The following is an 18,865-nucleotide window of genomic DNA, read 5'->3' on the forward strand; positions in this document are numbered from 1 at the left end:
TGTCTGGGTTGTTGCTGACATCCTGTTTCGCCTGGATGTGATCGGGTGAGTCCGGGTTGCCGTATCGTGGTCGGCGCTCAGCCGTACGACCCCCCTAGGACTCGACGTGCACTCGGTGACCGCGATCGTCGTCGCCCACGACGGCGCCCGCTGGCTCAAGGAGACGCTGGCGGCGGTGCTGCGCCAGACCCGGCCTCTCGACCGTGTCGTCGGCGTCGACAACGGCAGCCGTGACGGCAGCGGGAAGCTGCTGACCGAGGCGTTCGGGCCGGGCAACGTGCTGACCCTGCCCAGGTCCACCGGGTTCGGCGAGGCCGTCCACGAGGTGCTGCGGCGGCTGCCGCCCGCGCCCGGACAGGAATGGGTCTGGCTGCTCCACGACGACTGCGCGCCCGACGCGCACGCGTTGCAGGCCCTGCTGTGGGCCGCCGAGCAGGATCCCAAGGCCGCCGTCCTCGGCCCCAAGCTGCGCGACTGGCTCGACCGGCGGGTGCTGCTGGAGATGGGCGTGACCGTCAGCAGGTCGGGGCGGCGCGACACCGGCCTGGAGCCGAGGGAGTACGACCAGGGCCAGCACGACGGGATCGCCGACGTCCTGTCGGTCTCCACGGCGGGCATGCTCATCCGCAGGGACGTCTGGGACGAGCTGTCCGGCCTCGACACCGCCCTGCCGCTGTTCCGCGACGACCTCGACCTGTGCTGGCGGGCCCGTACGGCCGGGCACCGCGTCCTCAACGTGAGCGACGCGGTGGCCTGGCACGCCGAGGCGTCGGCGCGGCGGCGCCGCAGGATCGCCACCAGCGAGCAGCACCCACGCAGGCTCGACCGGCGCAACGGCCTGTTCGTCCTGATGGCGAACGTGCCGTTCGGCGCGCTCGTGCGGTCGGTGCTGCGCAACGTCTTCGGGTCCGTGCTTCGGGCCCTGCTGTTCCTGCTGGCCAAGCAGCCGGCCAACGCCCTCGACGAACTCGCCGCGCTCGGCTCGGTCATCGGCCACCCCTTGCGCCTGCGGCGGGCCAGAAAGGCCAGGAAGAAGGGCAGAAAACAGGGCTGGCCCGCGATCCGGCGCAAGCTCACCCCGCCGGGCGCCGCGCTGCGGCGGCTGGCCGACATGGTGCAGGGCTTCCTCGCCGGAGCCGGTCCGGTGGACTCGGCGGGCCGCCACCACGCGGCCGCGGACCGCGCTCAAGAGGACGACGGCGACGAACTGCTCACCGACTCGGGCGGCGTCCAGCGGGTGTTCAGCAGCCCCGGCGTGGTGCTCTTCCTGATCCTGGCGGTGATCACGCTGGCGGCCGAGAGGACGCTGCTGCCCGGACTCCTGTCCTCCGACGGGCACCTGGGCGGCGGCGCACTGGTGCCGGTCACCGGGAGCGCGTCCGACCTGTGGCGGCTCTACATCGAAGACCACCACGCCGCCGGGCTCGGCTCGCAGACCTGGGCCCCGCCGTACGTCGCCGTGCTGGCCGGGCTGTCGGCGATCGCGCTGGGCAAGACGTGGCTGGCCGTGGCCGTGGTGCTGCTCGGCTGCGTGCCGCTGGCCGGGATCTCGGCGTACGCGGCGACCAAGCGGATGATCTCGTACACGCCCGCGCGGGTCTGGCTGGCCGCCACCTACGCCCTGCTGCCGGTCACGACGGGCGTGATCGCGGGCGGGCGGCTCGGCACCGCGATCGTGATCGTGCTGCTGCCCGTCTACGCGGCGCTCGCCACGCGGGTGATCGCCGGGTCGCGGCGGGCCGCCTGGGGCTTCGGCCTGCTCCTGACCGTGGGCACGGCCTTCGTCCCGCTCGTGTACGTGCTGGTGGCCATCCTCGGCGGGCTCGCCGCGGTGTCCTTCGGAGGCATCCGCAGGGGCGTCAGGCGGTCGCTCGTGATCGGCCTCGGCACCCCGGTCGTGCTGCTGCTCCCGTGGCTGGTGCAGATCGTCAGGGAGCCCGGACGGATCCTGCTCGAGTCAGGCCTTCACGACGGCCGCCTCATCGACCCCCGCCTCGGCGCCGACCTCCTGCTCATGCTGAGCCCCGGCGGGCCGGGGGTGCCGCCCGTGTGGGCGACGGCGGGCCTCATCGCGGTCGCGCTGGCCGCCCTGCTGCTGCGGCGTCACCAGATGATCGTGGCCATCGGCTGGGGCGTCATGCTCTTCGGGCTGCTGGTGGCGATCGTGGTCAGCCGGGTCAACGGTGCGGCGTGGCCGGGGGTGCCGCTGGCGTTCGCGGCGACGGGCCTGCTGGTGGCCGCGGGTCACCAGGCGCACCGGATCGCCGAGTTCCGCGCCGCGGGCGGCCTGCGCCGCCTGGGCGCGATGCTGATCGTCGTGGTCGCCTTCGCGACCCCGCTCGCCGCCGCCGGGCTGTGGGTGACCAGAGGTGCGCACGGCCCGCTGCGCAGCGACCTGAGCGACCCGGTGCCGGTGCTCGCCGAGCTCCAGTCGGAGCCCGGCGAGGGCACGCTCCTGCTGCGTCCGAGGGACGGCAGGGTCGGCTACACGCTGATGCGCGGCCGGGGCCCGCTGATCGGCGAGTCCGACCTCGAACCGTCACGGGACGCGACCGACCGCTTCACGACCGCGGTCGCCGGGCTCGCCTCGGGCCGGGGCAGCACGTACGTCCAGACGCTCGCGTCGTCCGGGGTCCGCTTCGTGACGGTGCCCGGCCCCGTCGACCTCGCCCTGCAACGAGCGCTCGACTCGCAGCCCGCCCTGGTCAGGGTGAGCCTCTCGGAGACCGGCGGCCTGTGGCGCGTGGCCGGCGAGGTGACCCCGCCTTCGCCGCCGGCGCCCGCGGGCACGCTGCACCGGGGCTGGCTGTGGGCCCAGGGCGCGCTGCTCGTGCTCGTGCTGATCCTGGCCTCGCCCGGCGCCCGTACGAAGGAGCAGGAGGGCGACTACACCGACGCGCCCGTCGAGGAGGGCCCGCGGAGCCGCCGCCGAGCAAAGGAAGATCGGGTGCCCGCGTGAGGAGACTGATCGAGAACCGCTTCGGCCTGCTCGCCCTGGTGCTGGTCGCGCTGGGCGCGTTGTACGGCGTGGCCTTCGTCAGCCGGCCCGCGCCGGCCGCGCAGGCGCGCCCGCAGGCGGTCAGGGCGCCGGTGGAGTCGGTGACCGCCGTATGTCCCGCGCCGTCCGGCAGCCGGGTGAGCGTGGTGACCCCCGTGCAGGAGGAGCAGAACCAGGAGCAGGGAAGCGCCACCCTGTCGCCCATCAAGGCTCCGGAGGGGAAGGACGGCGGCAAGGACGATGTGATCGACCGGCCGGGCCTGCTGTGGCAGCGCGAGATCGCCGCCGGGGGCGGACCTCTCGTGGTCGACGCCACCGGTTCGATGGCCGCCGGGCTGGAGAGCGCCCAGACCGCCAGGGAGACGTCGGGCACCCAGCGGGGGCTCGCCGGAGTGCGGTGCGTCGAGCCCGGCGCGGAGAGCTGGTTCATCGGGCCCGGGCCGGCCGCGGCGGAGATGACCCTCTACCTCGCCAACCCCGACGCGGCCCCGGCCAACGTCTCGTTCATGGTCTACTCCGGGGAAGGCCCGGTGCTGAGCGAGCGCGGCAACGGCGTCGTCGTCAAGCCCGGCCAGCACCGCGTGATCAGGCTGCGCGACCTCGCGCCCTCCCCGCTGATCATGGCCCTGCAGGTGAGCACCCGCAGCGGCCGGGTGGCCGCGGCGGTCAAGGCCGTGCTGGGTGAGGGCAGGGGCGTCGACTGGCTGCCCGCCGCCGCAGCCCCCGCCACCCGGGTCGTCGTCCCCGGCATTCCCGGCACCGCCGGGCAGCGGGAGCTGTACGTCGCCACGCCGGGGGAGCGGGACACGTCCGTGCGGATCAGGGCCGTGCTGAAGGACGGCTCCTACGCGCTGAAGAACAAGGAGACGATCGAGGTGCCGGCCGGATCGGCGGCCTCGCTCGACCTGTCCACCGGGATCGGCGGCCAGCCGGCCGCGCTGGTGCTGGAGTCCGACGTCCCGATCGTGGCGGGCATGAAGATCACCGGAACGGGGGCGAGGCAGGACGTCGCCTTCACGGCCGGCGCCGCATCCGTCGACCTCGGCAGCGTCGTCGCCGACGGCCGGGCGGAGGGCAAGCAGACCTCCTGGCTGGTGCTGTCGGCTCCCTTCGCGGCGGCCACCGTGGAGGTCCGGCTGGTGCCGTCGAAGGGCACGGCGCCGGACCCGGTCGAGGTGAAGGTGCCCGCCGCCCGCACCAAGGAGCTCAGGCTCGCGCCGCCGAAGGGAAGCAAGGGCGGCTTCAGCGTGGTCGTACGGCCGATGCCGGGCTCCGGCCCCGTGTACGGCGGGCGCGTCCTCGACGAGGGGGTCAAAGACGGCCAGATGGTGACCGCGCAGCCACTGGCCATGGCCAGGACCTGGGCGCTGGTGCCCCCGACCGCCGACTCCCCGGGCGCGGTGCTTCCGTAAGTCCTGATGCCGGCAGGTTCTAATGCCGGTCGTCGTAGCCGGGGTCGATCGCCTCCGGCGTGAGGCCCAGCAGACTGGCCACCTGCTCGACGACCACGTCCAGGACCAGTGTGCCGAGCTGTTCGCGGTCCCGGGCCCGGGCCTCCAGCGGGCGGCGGTAGAGCACGACGGCGGCGGGGTCGTCCCCCGAGGCCGACTCCGCCCGTCCCAGGGGGATCGGGTCGGACGACAGCCGCGCCGGCCCGTCCACGAGCTCCGCGGCCGGCGGCACCTCCTCGACGGCGAACTCGACCGACGCGAGCTGGGTGCCCCACCGGGGCTTGAGCCGCTCGACCGCGTCGAGCACCAGGTCGTCGAACCGCTCGCCGCGGGACTTGGCGATGGGAACGTGCGAGGGCGCGAGGGGCCCGCGCATGCCGCGGCCGTGCCGGTCACGCCGGCGCACCCGCCGCCCTCGATCCGGCCTGTCACCGCTCCGCTCGCTCACGCAGTCAGCTTAGAGCCCGTCCCGCCGGTGCGGTGGGTCCGGCGGGTCGTGTCCGCTTTGCCCAACAACGTCATGTCGACTTCAGAGATCGCGGAATTGTGGCGACACGTTCAATAAGAGCGGCGGGGTGGTGGCAATGTGAACGCGGACCGGATACGGTCCCTCCGTGAGCCCCGTCCGCAGCTGTTCCCGTACCGCCTGCAGGCAGCCTGCCGTCTTCACACTCACGTATGTCTACGCCGACTCGACCGCTGTACTCGGCCCCCTGGCGACGTACGTCGAGCCACACTGTTACGACCTGTGCGCGGAGCACGCGGAACGGCTCACCGCACCCAGGGGATGGGAGGTCGTGCGCCTTCCGTCCGAGTCCGTCGCCCCGAGCGGGGACGACCTGGAGGCCCTGGCGAACGCGGTCCGCGAGGCCGCGCGCCCCGCTCCCGCCGCCGGCGAGCCCGTCGGCCAGGCGGTCGAGGTGGGCCGTCGAGGTCACCTGCGGGTGCTCAAGTCCGCCCAGCCCAACAGGGAGCGATGAGACCCCGCTTCGTGGGTAATCGGGCGCTATAGGCTCAGGTGCGAAGACTTAACGACTTTAGGGGCGTGCAGTGGCCGACCTCAGCAGGATCTTCAAGGCGTACGACGTGCGGGGCGTGGTGCCGGACGAGCTCGACGAGGAGATCGCACAGGCCGTCGGGGCGGCCTTCGTCGAGCTGACCGGCGCGTCATCGGTGGTGATGGCGCACGACATGCGCACATCGTCCGGCCCGCTGGCCGAGGCGTTCGCGCGGGGCGCGACCTCCCGGGGCGCGGACGTCATCAACGCGGGGCTCGGCTCGACCGACATGCTCTACTACGCGAGCGGCAGCCTCGGCCTGCCGGGCGTCATGTTCACCGCGAGCCACAACCCGGCCAAGTACAACGGGATGAAGATGTGCCGGGCGGGCGCCGTGCCGGTGGGCACCGACACCGGCCTGCTGCAGATCCGCGACCGCGCATCCGAGCTGCTGGCGACAGAGCTGGGCGGCACGCCGGGCGCGGGCACGGTGACCCGGCGGAACCTGCTGGAGGGCTACGCCGCACACTTGAAGACGCTGGTCGACCTGTCGGGCATCCGGCCGCTGAAGGTGGTCGTGGACGCGGGCAACGGCATGGGCGGCTACACGGTCCCGGAGGTCTTCACGGGCCTGCCGGTCGAGCTGACCCCGCTCTACTTCGAGCTCGACGGCAGCTTCCCCAACCACGAGGCCAACCCGATCGAGCCGGAGAACCTGCGCGACCTGCAGAAGGCGGTCGTTTCGCAGGGCGCGGACATCGGCATCGCCTTCGACGGCGACGCCGACCGCTGCTGGGTCATCGACGAGCGGGGCGAGTCCGTCTCGCCGTCCACGATCACGGCGCTGGTCGCGGTGCGGGAGCTGGCCAAGAACCCCGGCGCCACGATCATCCACAACCTGATCACTTCCAAGGGCGTGCCGGAGATCGTCGGCGAGCACGGAGGAAAGCCCGTCCGCACCCGCGTCGGGCACTCGTTCATCAAGGCGGAGATGGCCCGCACCGGCGCCGTCTTCGGCGGAGAGCACTCGGCCCACTACTACTTCCGCGACTTCTGGTTCGCCGACTCCGGCATGCTGGCCGCCCTGCACGTGCTCGCCGCGCTGGGCGAGCAGGACCGGCCGCTGTCGGAGGTGCTGTCCCAGTACTCGCGGTACGCCGCGTCCGGTGAGATCAACAGCAGGGTCGAGGACCAGGCCGCCGCCCTGGCCCGGGTGCGTGAGACCTTCGCGGGCCGGGAGGGTGTTACCTTCGACGAGCTGGACGGACTCACCGTCAGCGGTCCGGACTGGTGGTTCAACCTGCGTCCGTCCAACACCGAGCCGCTGCTCCGGCTCAACGCGGAAGCCGCCGACGAGGAGAAGGTCGCCGCAGTCCGAGACGAAGTTCTCGCCGTTGTAAGGAGCTGACGAGTTGAAGATCGACGACTGGCTGCTGGACATCCTCGCCTGCCCGGCGTGCAAGTCCCCGCTCCGCGCCGTACCCGACGCGGACGAGCTGGCGTGCACCTCCGAGTCGTGCGGGCTGGTCTACCCGGTGCGTGACGACATCCCGGTGCTCCTCGTCGACGAGGCACGTAAGGCATGAGCGGTGCCGGAGGGGGCCGGTTCGAGCCCGACCGGCTCGACGACCAGGCATACCTGGTGGAGGGCGACCCCTCCGGCATGCTCCGCTCCGTTGCGTCGTCGGCCGCCCAGGTGCGGGCGGCCTATCGGTCGGCGGTGGAGAACGGCGTGGCCCGGGTCGGCAGGGACGGCCGCCCCCGCGCGATCGTGGTGGCGGGCATCGGCGCCTCCGCCCTCGTGGGCGACGTGCTGGAGGCGCTCTGCCGATACGGCGCCCCGGTCCCGGTGGTGACGGTGCGCGGCCACCGGCTGCCCGGCTGGGTCGGCGCCGCCGATCTCGTCATCGCCGTCTCCCGCTCCGGCAGGACCGAGGAGACCGTCGCCGTCACCGCCGAGGCCGTACGGCGCGGGTGCGCGCTCGTGGGCGCGGGCGCGCCCGACACGCCGCTGTCGGCGCTGGTCGAGCGGGCGGGCGGGCCGTACGCGCCGGTGGGCGGGGCGACCGGGGTGGCCGGGCAGCCGAGGGCCACGCTGTGGTCGCTCATGGTGCCGCCGATCCTGGCGGCGGCCGCGCTCGGGCTGGTTTCGGCAGGGGAGAGCGAGTTCGAGTCGGTGGCCAAGCGGCTGGAGGACCTGGCCCATCGGTGCCGGCCGTCCAGTGAGGCGTTCATCAATCCCGGCAAGACGCTGGCGATGGAACTGGCCGGGACGCTTCCGGTCATCTGGGGCACCTCGCCACTGGCCGCGGCGGCGGCCCACGGTCTGGCCGGCCGGCTGAGCGAGGACGCGGGCTACCCGGCGATCTGGGGGGAGCTGCCCGAGGCCGCCCACAGCCAGATCGTGACGTTCGACGGCCCCTTCGCCGGGCGGGACATCTTCGCCGACCCGTTCGCCGACGAGCCGGGCGAAAGCCCGCGCCTGCGCCTGTTCCTGCTGCGTGACGCGGAGGAGCACCCGCAGGTGACCGGCTCCCGGACGGCCGCCGTACGGCTGGCCGAGGACCGGGGGGTTCCGGTGTCCGAGATTCTGGCCGAGGGGGCGCACCCGCTGGAGCGGTTCGCCGCCCTGGCCGGCCTGTGCGACTACGCGAGTGTCTACCTCGCTCTCGGGTACGGGATGGACCCGGCATCGGCCATGGCGGCGACGGAACTCCAGGCCAGGATTTCCCAATAGGATCGCCTCGGCCGATTGATATGAGGAGTTCATAGTGAGTGCGGGTGGCGGTACCAAGGCGATCCTTGCGGCGCTCGGCGCCAACCTGGCGATCGCCGTGGCGAAGTTCGTGGCGTTCCTGTTCACCGGGTCCTCGTCGATGCTCGCCGAGTCGGTCCACTCGGTGGCCGACTCCGGCAACCAGGCGCTGCTGATGCTCGGCGGCAAGCGCGCCGCCAAGCGGAGCACCCGTAAGCACCCCTTCGGCTATGGCAGGGAGCGCTACTTCTACGCGTTCGTGGTGGCCGTGGTGCTGTTCACGATCGGCGCCCTGTTCTCCCTGTACGAGGGCTGGCACAAGATCGCCGACCCGCAGCCAGTGGAGTCGCCGATCTGGGCCTTCGCGGTGCTGATCTTCGCGATCGTCGCCGAGGGCTTCTCGTTCCGCACGGCCATCAAGGAGTCGAGCGCGATCAAGGGCGACCACTCCTGGGTGGCGTTCATCCGGAGGGCGAAGGCTCCCGAACTCCCGGTCGTGCTCCTGGAGGACTTCGGCGCGCTGATCGGCCTGGTCTTCGCGCTGTTCGGCGTGACGATGGCCGTGGTCACCGGCAACGGCGCCTGGGACGGTGTGGGCAGCCTCGCCATCGGTGTGCTGCTCGCGGTGATCGCGATCATCCTGGCCACCGAGACCAAGTCGCTGCTGATCGGGGAGAGCGCGACGCCCGAGATGGAGGACAAGATCTGCGCCGCGCTGGAGGCCGCCCCCGAGGTCAGCCGGGTCATCCACCTGCGCACCCTCCACCTCGGCCCGGAGGAGCTGCTGGTCGCCGCGAAGATCGCGGTGGAGCACGACGACACCGCCGGAGAGGTGGCGCGGGGCATCGACGAAGCCGAACGGCGCATCCGTGAGGCGGTTCCGATGGCCCGGGTGATCTACCTGGAGCCGGACCTCTACCGGGCAGACGCCGCCTCGGGGCAACGTACCGGCGCATAACTCCCGTTACGGGCAGCTGTATTTCCTCGCGCACCGTGATTGAAATGTGATGCACAGTCACTTCATCGCTGGCGGTACCAGTCGGTAACTTTACTCTCACATTACGGCTGGTTTACCTCGGAGGTGACTCATGATCCAGGGACGCGTGCGGTGGAAACGATTCGCCCTCGTCTTCGTGCCCGCGCTCGCGGTCGCCTCCGTGCTGGTCGGCGCGACCGCGGAGGGGGCGATCGGCGCGTCGTTCGTGGTCTCGGGTGACACCTTCAAGGTCTCCGCGGACACGCTGCAGGGCCAGGGCTTCGTCCAGTACGGCAGCACGGTCGAGAACAAGAAGGGCCAGAAGATCCCGGTCGCCGTCTCCGGCATCCGGAAGGCCACCCTGACCAACATGTGCCAGACGGTGCTGGTGAAGTCGCCCGTCGGCGCCGTGACCATCCGGATCACCGCCGGCACGGGCAAGGAACCGGTGACCGCCGAGAACATGATCGTCGACGCCACCCAGATCGAGGGCAACGCGGTCTTCACGAAGCTGGAGGCAGGCCGCGACGCGAGCTCGCTCGACCAGGTGCCCGACGGCCAGGGCGCGGCGGGCATGTTCGGCCAGCAGGCCGCCGCGGTCACCATCAAGGACTTCCGGCAGGTCTCCTGGGCGGTCAACGCGGCCACGTTCAAGCTGCCCGGGCTGAAGCTCGCCGTGGAGCCGGGCGAGCACGAGTGCTTCTGATGGAGCGGCCGGTGAAATGGCGGCGGTCGCGGCCGTTCTGGGGCGGCCTGCTCGTGCTCGCGGCCGGCCTGGAGTTGCTGAGCATCCCGTTCGCGACCCAGGCCCTGCCGCTCGTCATCCAGTCGGGCACGGTCGGCGCCACCTATCTGATCGCGCTGGTGCTGATCATCCTGGGCCTGATGGTCTGGCTACAGCCCGGCCAGCGGGCCTTCCTCGGCGTGGTCGCCGTACTGGTCTCGATCGCGTCGTTCGTCTACGCCAACCTGGGCGGTTTCCTGATCGGCATGCTGCTCGGCCTGGTCGGAGGCGCGCTCGCGGTCGCCTGGACGCCCGCGGCGACCACCGAGGGCGGCGCGGCGCCGATCGAGCCCGCCGCGCGGCGCGCGCCGGGGGAAGGGGGCATCACCTTCACCGAGCGGCGGGTGGTCAGCGGCGACGAGCGCCTGGAGGCCACGCGGCCTCAGCAGCCCGCCGAACCGGTGGACGAGAACCCGCGCATCCTGGTCGCCCGGGTCCGGCGCGACGCCGATCCCGGCGCCCCTGGTTCTGATGAGGGCCCTGACGGCGGTACTGACGGCGGTACTGATGACGGCCCTGACGACGGTCCCGGCGACGGTGGCGTACGGCCGGACGGCGGCGGGCGCGGAGACACCGGTCCGGGGCCGGGTCCGGCGGCCAGGGCGCTGGCCATCGCCGTGCTGCCCGTCATCCTGGCGGCCGGGACGGGTCTGGCGCGGGAGGACCCGGGAACGGGCGGGCAGAGCGGCTCCCTCCTGCCCGGTGTCGTCCCGAGCGCCGTCCCCAGCGGCCTGTCCGACGTCCTCGACGGCGTCCTTCCCAGCGCACGGCCCAGCGCGCTGCCCACGGATTTGAAGGACGCCGTCGGGTCCCTCACCGGTAGGAAGAGCCCCTCGCCGTCGCCCGGGGAGGACGGCGAGGACGAGCCGGGGGTCTCCTCCCGGCCGGGAGCGGTGAGGGTCGCGACCGAGACGGCCGCCGTCCGCGCGCCCTCGCTGACCATGACCGGGATGAAGTTCACCGGCGTGGTCGAGATGCCCACCGCGACCGGCACGGTCAAGATGCTCCGTTTCACCATGGACAAGGCCGTGCTGGAGCAGCCCCAGCAGACCATGGGCCCGGCGACGCTGACCGGCAGCACGTTCACCTTCGAGGGCAACGTGGTGATCTGCACCACGAAGATGACCGCCAAACTCCTCGGCGTGCCTCAGGAGTTCACGGCGGAGCACCCGAACCTTCTGGTCAGGGCACTCAAACTGGTGCCGTCCCTGAACGTCCCGCTGACGATGACCGACATCGTCAGCGAGCAGCCGTACGTCACCGCCGACTCCCTGCGGGCGGACGACCTGCGCCTCGTGGTGGGCGCCTGATCCCTGGGCGCCCGACTCACCGGTGCCGCAGCAGCCGAAGGGCCTTCTCCTTCTCGAAGTCCAGTGCCCGGCGCGGCGCCTGGATACGACCGATGCGCACGCCGAGATCGCGTACGGCCTGGGCCACCGCGGGCTCGGACAGCGCCCGGAGCGCGAAGGCCAGTTCGGCCGGCGAGACGTCGAACCGCCGCTCCAGCTCCGTCGCCTGGCGCACCGCCTCCAGTTCGTCGGGCCCGAAGCGTCGATGGGCGCCCTTGTCCCGTACGGGCGGCAGCAGGCCGAGAGCCTCCCGGTAGCGCAACATCCGGGGGGACATGCCGAGCCGCTTTGCCGCCTCGGTGATGCGCATCGTGCCTCCGGTCCCCTCCCCGTTCCTGGGGTCCACGCTAGACAGTCCAGCGGCCCTCCGGCACCCGTCGGCGAGGGAATCTCACATTCTTGTGTCAGGTTCGCGGGCCTGCGTATGCGCTCCTGCGTTCGCGCCGCCTAAACTCGCACCGACGGACAACGGAGGAGACACTCATGGACTTCAAGGTCGCCGACCTTTCGCTTGCGGAATTCGGCCGCAAAGAGATCCGCCTCGCGGAGCACGAGATGCCGGGCCTCATGGCGACCCGCAAGGAGTACGCCGCGGCGCAGCCGCTGCGCGGCGCGAAGATCATGGGCTCGCTGCACATGACGATCCAGACCGCCGTGCTGATCGAGACGCTGGTCGCGCTCGGCGCCGACGTCCGCTGGGTGAGCTGCAACATCTTCTCCACCCAGGACCACGCCGCCGCCGCGGTCGTCGTCGGCCCGGACGGCACGGTGGACAACCCCTCCGGTGTCCCGGTCTTCGCCTGGAAGGGCGAGACGCTGGAGGAATACTGGTGGTGCACCGAGCAGGCCCTCCGCTGGCCCGACGGCTCCGGCCCCAACATGATCCTGGACGACGGCGGCGACGCGACGCTGCTCGTGCACAAGGGTGTGGAGTTCGAGAAGGCCGGCGCCGTACCGGTCGCCGGTGAGGACGACCCCGAGGAGTGGGCGGTCATCCTCGACACGCTCCGCCGCACGGTGTCCGAGGACAAGTGGTGGACCCGCGTGGCCGAGGACATCAAGGGCGTCACCGAGGAGACCACGACCGGCGTGCACCGCCTCTACGAGATGCACAAGTCCGGCACGCTCCTCTTCCCGGCGATCAACGTCAACGACTCGGTGACGAAGTCGAAGTTCGACAACAAGTACGGCTGCCGCCACTCCGTGATCGACGGCCTCAACCGCGCCACCGACGTGCTGATCGGCGGCAAGGTCGCCGTGGTCTGCGGCTACGGCGACGTGGGCAAGGGCTGCGCCGACGCGCTGCGCGGCCAGGGCGCCCGGGTCATCGTGACCGAGATCGACCCGATCTGCGCGCTGCAGGCCGCCATGGACGGCTTCCAGGTCACCACCCTGGAGGACGTCGTCGGCATCGCCGACATCTTCGTCACCACGACCGGCAACTTCGGCATCATCACCGCCGAGCACATGGCGCAGATGAAGCACCAGGCGATCGTGTCCAACATCGGCCACTTCGACAACGAGATCGACATGGCCGGCCTCGGCCGCATCCCGGGCATCGAGAAGATCAACATCAAGCCGCAGGTCGACGAGTGGGTCTTCCCCGACGGGCACTCGATCCTCGTGCTCGCCGAGGGCCGCCTGATGAACCTCGGCTGCGCCACCGGCCACCCGTCGTTCGTCATGTCGAACTCGTTCACCAACCAGGTCATCGCTCAGATCGAGCTGTTCACGAAGACCGACGAGTACCCGACCGGCGTGTACGTGCTGCCCAAGCACCTCGACGAGAAGGTCGCCCGCCTCCACCTCGACGCGCTCGGCGTCAAGCTGACCACGCTCAGCAAGAAGCAGGCGGAGTACATCGGCGTCGACGTCGAGGGCCCGTACAAGCCGGACCACTACCGCTACTGACCGCGACTCGTACGACGGGGGCGTGGGCCCGGCCCGCGCCCCTCGTCAGGAGGCAGACGGCGTGATTCAGCCGGACATCACGGCGGACATCGCGGAGGCCGGAGAGCGGCGCATCGAGTGGGCCGCCCGGTCGATGCCGGTCCTCCAGGCGATCGGCGCCGGGTTCGGCGCCGATCGGCCGCTCGACGGAATGCGCATCGCCGCCTGCATGCACGTGACCGCCGAGACGGCGGTGCTTCTCGGGGCGCTGCAGCAGGGTGGTGCCCGAATCGCCCTGGCCGCGTCCAACCCGCTGTCCACCCAGGACGACGTGGCCGAGGCGCTGAGAACGTACGGCATCGCCGTGCACGCTCGCGCGGGGGTGGACAAGGCGACCTACTACCGCCACATCCACCAGGCGCTCGACATCGCGCCACACGTCGTGCTCGACGACGGATGCGACCTCGTCAACACCCTGCACACCGAGCGGGTCGAACTCCTCGACGGCGTGATCGGCGGCTGCGAGGCGACCACGACCGGGATCATCCGGCTGCGCCAGATGGCCTCGGAGAACGCGCTCCGCTTCCCGATGGTCGCGGTGAACGACACCCGGACCAAGCGGATGTTCGACAACCGTTACGGCACCGGCCAGTCGACGCTCGACGGCATCATGCGGGCCACGAATGTCCTGCTCGCGGGCCGCACCGTGGTTGTGGCGGGCTTCGGCTTCTGTGGCCGGGGTGTCGCTGAGCGGGCCAAGGGCCTCGGCGCGCGGGTCGTCGTCACCGAGATCGATCCGGTCAAGGCCCTCGACGCCGCACTGCAGGGCTACGACGTACGGCCGATGAGCCTGGCCGCCGAGACCGGCGACGTGTTCGTGACCGTCACCGGCAACCGCGACGTCATCCGTGCCGAGCACCTGGCCGTGATGAAAGACGGTGCGATCCTCGCGAACGCGGGCCACTTCGACGTCGAGATCGACGTACGGGCCCTGGAGGAGATGGCGCGCGAGGTGCGCTTCGGGATCCGGCCCAACACCGATGAGTATGTCCTGGAGGACGGCCGCAGGCTGCTGCTGCTCGCCGAGGGGCGCCTGGTCAACCTGACCGCCGCCGAGGGACACCCGGCCGCGGTGATGGACATGTCGTTCTCCGCCCAGGCGCTCGCCGTCGCCTGGCTGGTCCGCGAGTCGGCCCAGATGGATCCCGGCGTGTACGACGTCCCGGCCGACATCGACGCCGAGGTGGCCCGCCTGAAGCTCGCCGCCGCCGGGATCTCGATCGACGCGCTCACCGGCGATCAGGAGGAGTATCTCCACTCCTGGCGCATCGGCTCCTAGGCATCCGTCAGCCGGTCGATCGTCTCCCGGATCCAGCGGATCTCCGTACGGCTGGTGGCGGTGGCGATGGTGAGCAGGCCCTTGCGGAACGGGTCGTCGAAGTCCTCGGCACGCAACGGCCGGCCGGCGTCCCAGAAGAAGCTGGCGGGCTCGGTCAGGAACGCCAGCCTGCGCCGCAGGACCGCCGCCTGTTCGGCGGGATCGCCGAGATGGCGCAGGAACGCCAGCACCGTGAACCAGCGGTTCTCGTCGGTGATGAAGAGCTCGTCGGGCTCTCGCAGGCGGCGCAGCAGTTCGGTCCGGCCGTCCGGCGTCAGGATGAGGACGTGCCGCGGCGCCGCGGCTGATCCCGGACGGGTCTCACGAGTGAGCAGACCGGCTCGTCCGCTGATCCGGGCGCAGGCCGTCCCGGCCGACGTCGTCGCGCACAGCATGGGCGGAGGTGTCGCCATCCTCTTGGCCGACCGGCATCCGCATCTGGTGGAGCGGCTGGTCCTGGTCGACAGCCACCTCGACCGGTACACGTACGATCCGGCGTCGGCCTCCTGCATGATGGCCGGCTACAGCGAGGAGGAGTTCCTCGCCGAGGGGTGGGAGCACGTGCTGGACCTGGCCGGGCCACACTGGGCGGCCACCATGCGGCTGGCCGGGAGGCACGCGCTCCATCGTTCGGCGGTCGACATGCGCGACGACACGCGGCCCCTCATGCGCGAGACCCTGCTGGGCCTGCGGATCCCCCGTACGGTGTTGTACGCGGCCGCCAACGGCCCGTTGCCCGGCGAAACCGAACTCGCCGCCGGCGGCGTGCGGATCGTGCCCGTCCCCGACTGCGGCCACAACATCATGATCGACAACGTCGGCGGGTTCGCCGAGGCCGTCGCGGCGGCGCTGGCCCGCTGATCGGGTGGCCGACGTGAGGTCAGGCGCCCTGCATTTCACGCATCCGCCGGATCTCGGCGGTCTGTTCGGCGATCACGTCCGTGGCCCACTGCTCGACGGTGAGGTGCGAGCCCTCGGTGAGCGCCGTGGTGGCCATCGTGATCGCGCCTTCGTGATGGGCGACCATCATCTGGAGGAACAGGCTGTCGAACGTGGCGCCGGAGGCCGCCCTGAGCGCCTCCATCTGCTCCGGGGTGGCCATGCCCGGCATGTCGCTGTGATCGGCGTGATGGTCGGGCCGGGGGAGGTGTTCCCGGTCGAGCCAGGACGTCATGACGCGGATCTCCGGCTCCTGCACGTCGTGGATGCGGGCCGCGAGCGCCTTCAGCTTGGCGGAGGAGGCGTGCGAGGGAGCCAGGGCCGCCATGTCCAGCGCCTGCCGGTGATGGACGATCATGTCCTGGACATACCGCACGTCGGCCGCGTTGACGGTGGGGGAGGGGACCGCGGTGGCGGCCTCGGCGGGGCTGAGGGTCCTGGCCTCCTCGCCGGGCCGGCCGGGCGCGATCACGGGGGCGGTCGAGACGGGAGCACTCTCGCGTACGTCCTCCGCGCAGGCGGTGAGGAAGCAAACGCCGAGGAGGACTGCGACACCGGCCACAAAGACGTGCCCGAGCCGCGCCCTGCCGTCCTGTGCGCTTCGCGCCCTGCCGTTCCGCGCGATTCGCGCCCTGCCATCCCGCGCAAAGCGCTCGCTGCCGTCCTGCGCGCTTCGCACCCCTGCCTCCCTGTCGCGGAGCGTACCGAGATCACGACGCTAACCCGGCAGGTACGGGAGGACAAAGGGCGACATGTGCCAGTTTTATTGACAGGTTGACAGCTAGCGGAACCCTCCAGTCAGAAGTGACGATCTGATCATTTATGCCCCCTTTATAGGAGGAGGACAGCAAGTTGTTCACCTTACGCCGCAGCGGTCGTGCGCTTGCCGTGGCGGGCGCGGCGGTCGTCCTGGCTCTGTCCGCCAACCCCGTACAGGCCGCCGACGTGCTGGCTCCGGACGAGATCGCCATGAGCGCGAACGTCACGCACGTCGCGAACGTGCCGACCCCCACCGCCCTGGCCGGCACCATCAACACCGACATCGCCTTCCAGGGTGACTACGCCTACGTCGGCAACTACGGTGGGTTCACGATCTTCGACATCGGGAACCCGAAAAGGCCGGCGGTCGTGAGCTCGGTGGTCTGCCCCGGCTCCCAGATGGACATGTCCGTGTACGGCGACCTGCTGTTCGGGTCCGTCGACTCCTCCCGCAACGACGACTCGTGCGCCAGCACGTCCCAGTCGGCGTCGGTCAAGGAGTCGTGGGAGGGCGTCCGCATCTTCGACGTCAGGGACAAGTCGCACCCGAAGTACATCAAGTCGGTGGAGACGAACTGCGGGTCCCACACCCACACCCTCGTGCCGGACAAGAGGGGCGAGAACGTCTACATCTACGTCTCCTCCTACAGCCCGTCGGCGGCCTTCCCCGACTGCCAGCCGCCGCACGACCTGATCTCCATCATCAAGGTCCCGCTCGAGAACCCCACCGCCGCATCCGTCGTGGCGGCGCCGGTGCTGTTCCCGGACGGCGGCAACCCGGGTGACGGGCAGTCCTACCCCAACGGCACGTCCGCGACGACGGGCTGCCACGACATCACCGCATACCCGGAGAAGGGCCTGGCGGCGGGCGCCTGCATGGGCGACGGCATCCTGATGGACATCCGCGACCCCGAGCACCCGAAGGTCCTCGACGTCGTACGCGACGACGAGAACTTCGCCTTCTGGCACTCGGCGACGTTCAACAACGAAGGCACCAAGGTGGTCTTCACCGACGAGCTCGGCGGCGGTGGCGCGGCCACCTGCAACGAGGCGATCGGCCCGAACCGCGGCGCCGACGCCATCTATGACATCGCTCCCGGCAACAAGCTCACCTTCCGGAGCTACTTCAAGATCAGCCGCTACCAGGACGACACCGAGAACTGCGTCGCGCACAACGGCTCGCTGATCCCGGTCAAGGGCCGCGACATCATGGTGCAGGCCTGGTATCAGGGCGGCGTCTCGATCTGGGACTTCACCGACTCGGCGCACCCGCAGGAGATCGGCTACTTCGAGCGCGGCCCGTGGTCGGAGCCGTTGAGCGCCGGCTATTGGTCGGCCTACTACTACAACGGCTACATCTACGGCAGCGAGTTCAACCAGGGATTCGACGTCCTGCGGATCAACGACCCGCGTACGAACCAGGCCAAGAGCGTGAAGATGGACATCCTCAACGTGCAGAGCCAGGGTTCGTACCGCGAGCACGGCAGGCACTAGAGGCATAGAAGGAGGCGGGCATCTCCGGTGCGGCCTCTCCCTCAACGCACCGGCGATGCCCGCCTCAACCCCACTGCAGGTATGCCCCATGACCTGCAATGACCACAGGTGCCCCGCAAATCGGGCTCTACACCTAAACGGGTGGAACAAATCCTCCCGATGTCGTCGGAGCCTCTCCACGCGGCGGCTCCGCCGGTCTCGGCGGGGCCGCCGCCGGCACACCGTATCCCTGCCCCCCGGACCCCTGCGCGCCGTGTCCATAAGCGCCGTGTCCATAAGCGCCGTACCGCTGGGGACCGTACGGCGGGGGCGTGGAACGGACCCGGGCGAGCCGTATCTCCTCACGGCGCCTGCGTTCGGCCAGTACGGCGGCCAGATAGGCGTACGGCGGGACGCCGGGCGGGGGCGGCGGCGCCACCTGCGCGCTGATCCGCGTGGCCACACGCAGCCCCATCTCGTCCCGGGTGTGCGGGCTGAGCTGGTTCCACCTGGACAGGTACTGCCGGGCCGTGTTGGCCAGGTCGTCGGACAGCCCGGACAACTCCAGCGTCGCGGCCCACGACGCGAGCGACGGAGGCATCTCCGGCGGAGGGGCCTGCTGCGGCGAACGCTCCCCGATGACGGTCGTCCCCGCGAACACGTCCCCCAGGCGCTTACCACGCTGGTTGAGGAGCGACGTGATGAGCGCGGGAGCGCCGGCGAACGTCCAGAACTCCAGGAATCCGGCGAGCCCGCGGAACAACGCCTGCCGGAAGCGTTCCGGCCCGCCGTCATCGCTCACCACGCGCAGGCCGAGGGCGAGCTTGCCCAGCGAGCGGCCCCTGGTGATCGTCTCGAACGCGACCGGGTAGCCCACCGTGACCAGCACGACGAACAGGATGAGCAGGCCGGTGGCCAGTGACTCGTCGGTCACCACAGACGCCTGCGTGACCAGCACGACAGCAAGGATGATCACGGCCCACTGGACGGCCCAGTCGATGAGGAAGGCCAGGGCGCGGCTGGGGAGCTGGGCGACGCGAACCTCTACGACGACCGCCTCGCCGGTCACGACTTCGGACACACTGCGCACCCTACTGTGCCACCGCCGATAGGGT

The 18,865-nt window shown here is 71.0% G+C and carries 18 protein-coding genes; 13 read left to right on the forward strand and 5 right to left on the reverse strand.

Features of this window, described 5'->3' with window-relative positions; genetic code table 11:
• Positions 1-106 precede the first annotated feature (106 nt).
• Positions 107-2,959 carry a glycosyltransferase family 2 protein gene (locus BXA11_RS04300; RefSeq protein ID WP_076432861.1) on the forward strand — a complete coding sequence of 951 codons (2,853 nt, stop codon included), beginning with the start codon at positions 107-109 and terminating at the stop codon, positions 2,957-2,959.
• Positions 2,956-4,410 carry a DUF5719 family protein gene (locus BXA11_RS41880; RefSeq protein ID WP_076432863.1) on the forward strand — a complete coding sequence of 485 codons (1,455 nt, stop codon included), beginning with the start codon at positions 2,956-2,958 and terminating at the stop codon, positions 4,408-4,410. The genes BXA11_RS04300 and BXA11_RS41880 overlap by 4 nt, the downstream gene beginning before the upstream one ends.
• 19 nt (positions 4,411-4,429) lie before the next feature.
• Here BXA11_RS41880 and BXA11_RS04310 read toward each other — a convergent pair whose 3' ends face one another.
• The gene (locus BXA11_RS04310; protein ID WP_030509366.1) at positions 4,430-4,897 is read right to left on the reverse strand and encodes a metallopeptidase family protein; all 468 of its coding nucleotides are present in this window, start codon (positions 4,895-4,897) and stop codon (positions 4,430-4,432) included.
• A 166-nt stretch (positions 4,898-5,063) separates the two neighbouring features.
• Here BXA11_RS04310 and BXA11_RS04315 point away from each other — a divergent pair, with 166 nt between their 5' ends.
• The 7 genes from BXA11_RS04315 to BXA11_RS43000 all read left to right on the forward strand — a co-directional run bounded on the left by BXA11_RS04315 (position 5,064) and on the right by BXA11_RS43000 (position 11,272).
• Complete coding sequence (locus BXA11_RS04315) at positions 5,064-5,429, forward strand: DUF3499 domain-containing protein (protein WP_030509365.1); 366 nt, start codon at positions 5,064-5,066, stop codon at positions 5,427-5,429.
• Positions 5,430-5,499: 70 nt separating this feature from the next.
• On the forward strand, positions 5,500-6,855 hold the full coding sequence (locus BXA11_RS04320; protein ID WP_030509364.1) for a phosphomannomutase/phosphoglucomutase: 1,356 nt from the start codon (positions 5,500-5,502) through the stop codon (positions 6,853-6,855).
• A gap of 4 nt (positions 6,856-6,859) precedes the next feature.
• Positions 6,860-7,033 (forward strand): Trm112 family protein, encoded by a 174-nt coding sequence (locus BXA11_RS04325; protein ID WP_076432865.1) that lies wholly within the window; start codon positions 6,860-6,862, stop codon positions 7,031-7,033.
• The gene (locus tag BXA11_RS04330) at positions 7,030-8,184 is read left to right on the forward strand and encodes an SIS domain-containing protein (protein WP_076432867.1); all 1,155 of its coding nucleotides are present in this window, start codon (positions 7,030-7,032) and stop codon (positions 8,182-8,184) included. The genes BXA11_RS04325 and BXA11_RS04330 overlap by 4 nt, the downstream gene beginning before the upstream one ends.
• A 34-nt stretch (positions 8,185-8,218) precedes the next feature.
• The gene (locus tag BXA11_RS04335) at positions 8,219-9,160 is read left to right on the forward strand and encodes a cation diffusion facilitator family transporter (RefSeq protein WP_030509362.1); all 942 of its coding nucleotides are present in this window, start codon (positions 8,219-8,221) and stop codon (positions 9,158-9,160) included.
• Between the two features lie 130 nt (positions 9,161-9,290).
• Entirely contained in the window at positions 9,291-9,884 is a 594-nt protein-coding gene (locus tag BXA11_RS04340; protein ID WP_030509361.1) for a DUF6230 family protein, read from the forward strand.
• A gap of 11 nt (positions 9,885-9,895) precedes the next feature.
• A complete protein-coding gene (locus BXA11_RS43000) occupies positions 9,896-11,272 on the forward strand; it encodes a DUF6114 domain-containing protein (protein ID WP_159454730.1) in 1,377 nt (458 codons plus the stop codon).
• 16 nt (positions 11,273-11,288) lie between these two features.
• On the opposite strand, the gene BXA11_RS04350 is transcribed toward BXA11_RS43000, so the two are convergent.
• Positions 11,289-11,621, reverse strand: coding sequence for a MerR family transcriptional regulator (locus BXA11_RS04350; protein ID WP_030509359.1), 333 nt, complete (start codon positions 11,619-11,621; stop codon positions 11,289-11,291).
• Positions 11,622-11,794: 173 nt separating this feature from the next.
• Between BXA11_RS04350 and ahcY the strand changes: the two genes are divergently transcribed.
• Together ahcY and BXA11_RS04360 are read left to right on the forward strand one after the other, a co-directional pair.
• Entirely contained in the window at positions 11,795-13,222 is a 1,428-nt protein-coding gene (gene ahcY / locus BXA11_RS04355; RefSeq protein ID WP_076432871.1) for an adenosylhomocysteinase, read from the forward strand.
• Between the two features lie 61 nt (positions 13,223-13,283).
• Positions 13,284-14,540: an adenosylhomocysteinase gene (locus BXA11_RS04360; protein ID WP_036407409.1), complete on the forward strand. Its 1,257-nt coding sequence runs from the start codon at positions 13,284-13,286 to the stop codon at positions 14,538-14,540.
• Here the strand turns inward: BXA11_RS04360 and BXA11_RS43840 are convergent.
• A complete protein-coding gene (locus tag BXA11_RS43840) occupies positions 14,537-14,992 on the reverse strand; it encodes a PadR family transcriptional regulator (RefSeq protein ID WP_204053461.1) in 456 nt (151 codons plus the stop codon). The genes BXA11_RS04360 and BXA11_RS43840 overlap by 4 nt on opposite strands.
• A 4-nt stretch (positions 14,993-14,996) precedes the next feature.
• Here BXA11_RS43840 and BXA11_RS04370 point away from each other — a divergent pair, with 4 nt between their 5' ends.
• Positions 14,997-15,440: a hypothetical protein gene (locus tag BXA11_RS04370; RefSeq protein WP_342200396.1), complete on the forward strand. Its 444-nt coding sequence runs from the start codon at positions 14,997-14,999 to the stop codon at positions 15,438-15,440.
• A 19-nt stretch (positions 15,441-15,459) separates the two neighbouring features.
• Here BXA11_RS04370 and BXA11_RS04375 read toward each other — a convergent pair whose 3' ends face one another.
• The gene (locus BXA11_RS04375) at positions 15,460-16,197 is read right to left on the reverse strand and encodes a DUF305 domain-containing protein (protein WP_239104728.1); all 738 of its coding nucleotides are present in this window, start codon (positions 16,195-16,197) and stop codon (positions 15,460-15,462) included.
• Positions 16,198-16,370: 173 nt separating this feature from the next.
• On the opposite strand from BXA11_RS04375, the gene BXA11_RS04380 reads away from it, so the two are divergent.
• Positions 16,371-17,771, forward strand: coding sequence for an LVIVD repeat-containing protein (locus BXA11_RS04380; RefSeq protein WP_076432875.1), 1,401 nt, complete (start codon positions 16,371-16,373; stop codon positions 17,769-17,771).
• A 133-nt stretch (positions 17,772-17,904) separates the two neighbouring features.
• On the opposite strand, the gene BXA11_RS04385 is transcribed toward BXA11_RS04380, so the two are convergent.
• Positions 17,905-18,831 (reverse strand): RDD family protein, encoded by a 927-nt coding sequence (locus BXA11_RS04385; protein ID WP_083743970.1) that lies wholly within the window; start codon positions 18,829-18,831, stop codon positions 17,905-17,907.
• Between the last annotated feature and the right edge of the window lie 34 nt (positions 18,832-18,865).

The sequence above is a fragment of the Microbispora rosea genome (assembly GCF_900156315.1).
Lineage (GTDB): Bacteria > Actinomycetota > Actinomycetes > Streptosporangiales > Streptosporangiaceae > Microbispora > Microbispora rosea.

Coding starts and splice junctions, on each gene's coding strand:
- BXA11_RS04330 (WP_076432867.1), top strand. CDS start 7,030: ATGAGCGGTGCCGGAGGGGGCCGGTTCGAGCCCGACCGGCTCGACGAC.
- BXA11_RS04340 (WP_030509361.1), top strand. CDS start 9,291: ATGATCCAGGGACGCGTGCGGTGGAAACGATTCGCCCTCGTCTTCGTG.
- BXA11_RS04350 (WP_030509359.1), bottom strand. CDS start 11,621: ATGCGCATCACCGAGGCGGCAAAGCGGCTCGGCATGTCCCCCCGGATG.
- ahcY (WP_076432871.1), top strand. CDS start 11,795: ATGGACTTCAAGGTCGCCGACCTTTCGCTTGCGGAATTCGGCCGCAAA.
- BXA11_RS43840 (WP_204053461.1), bottom strand. CDS start 14,992: ATGGCGACACCTCCGCCCATGCTGTGCGCGACGACGTCGGCCGGGACG.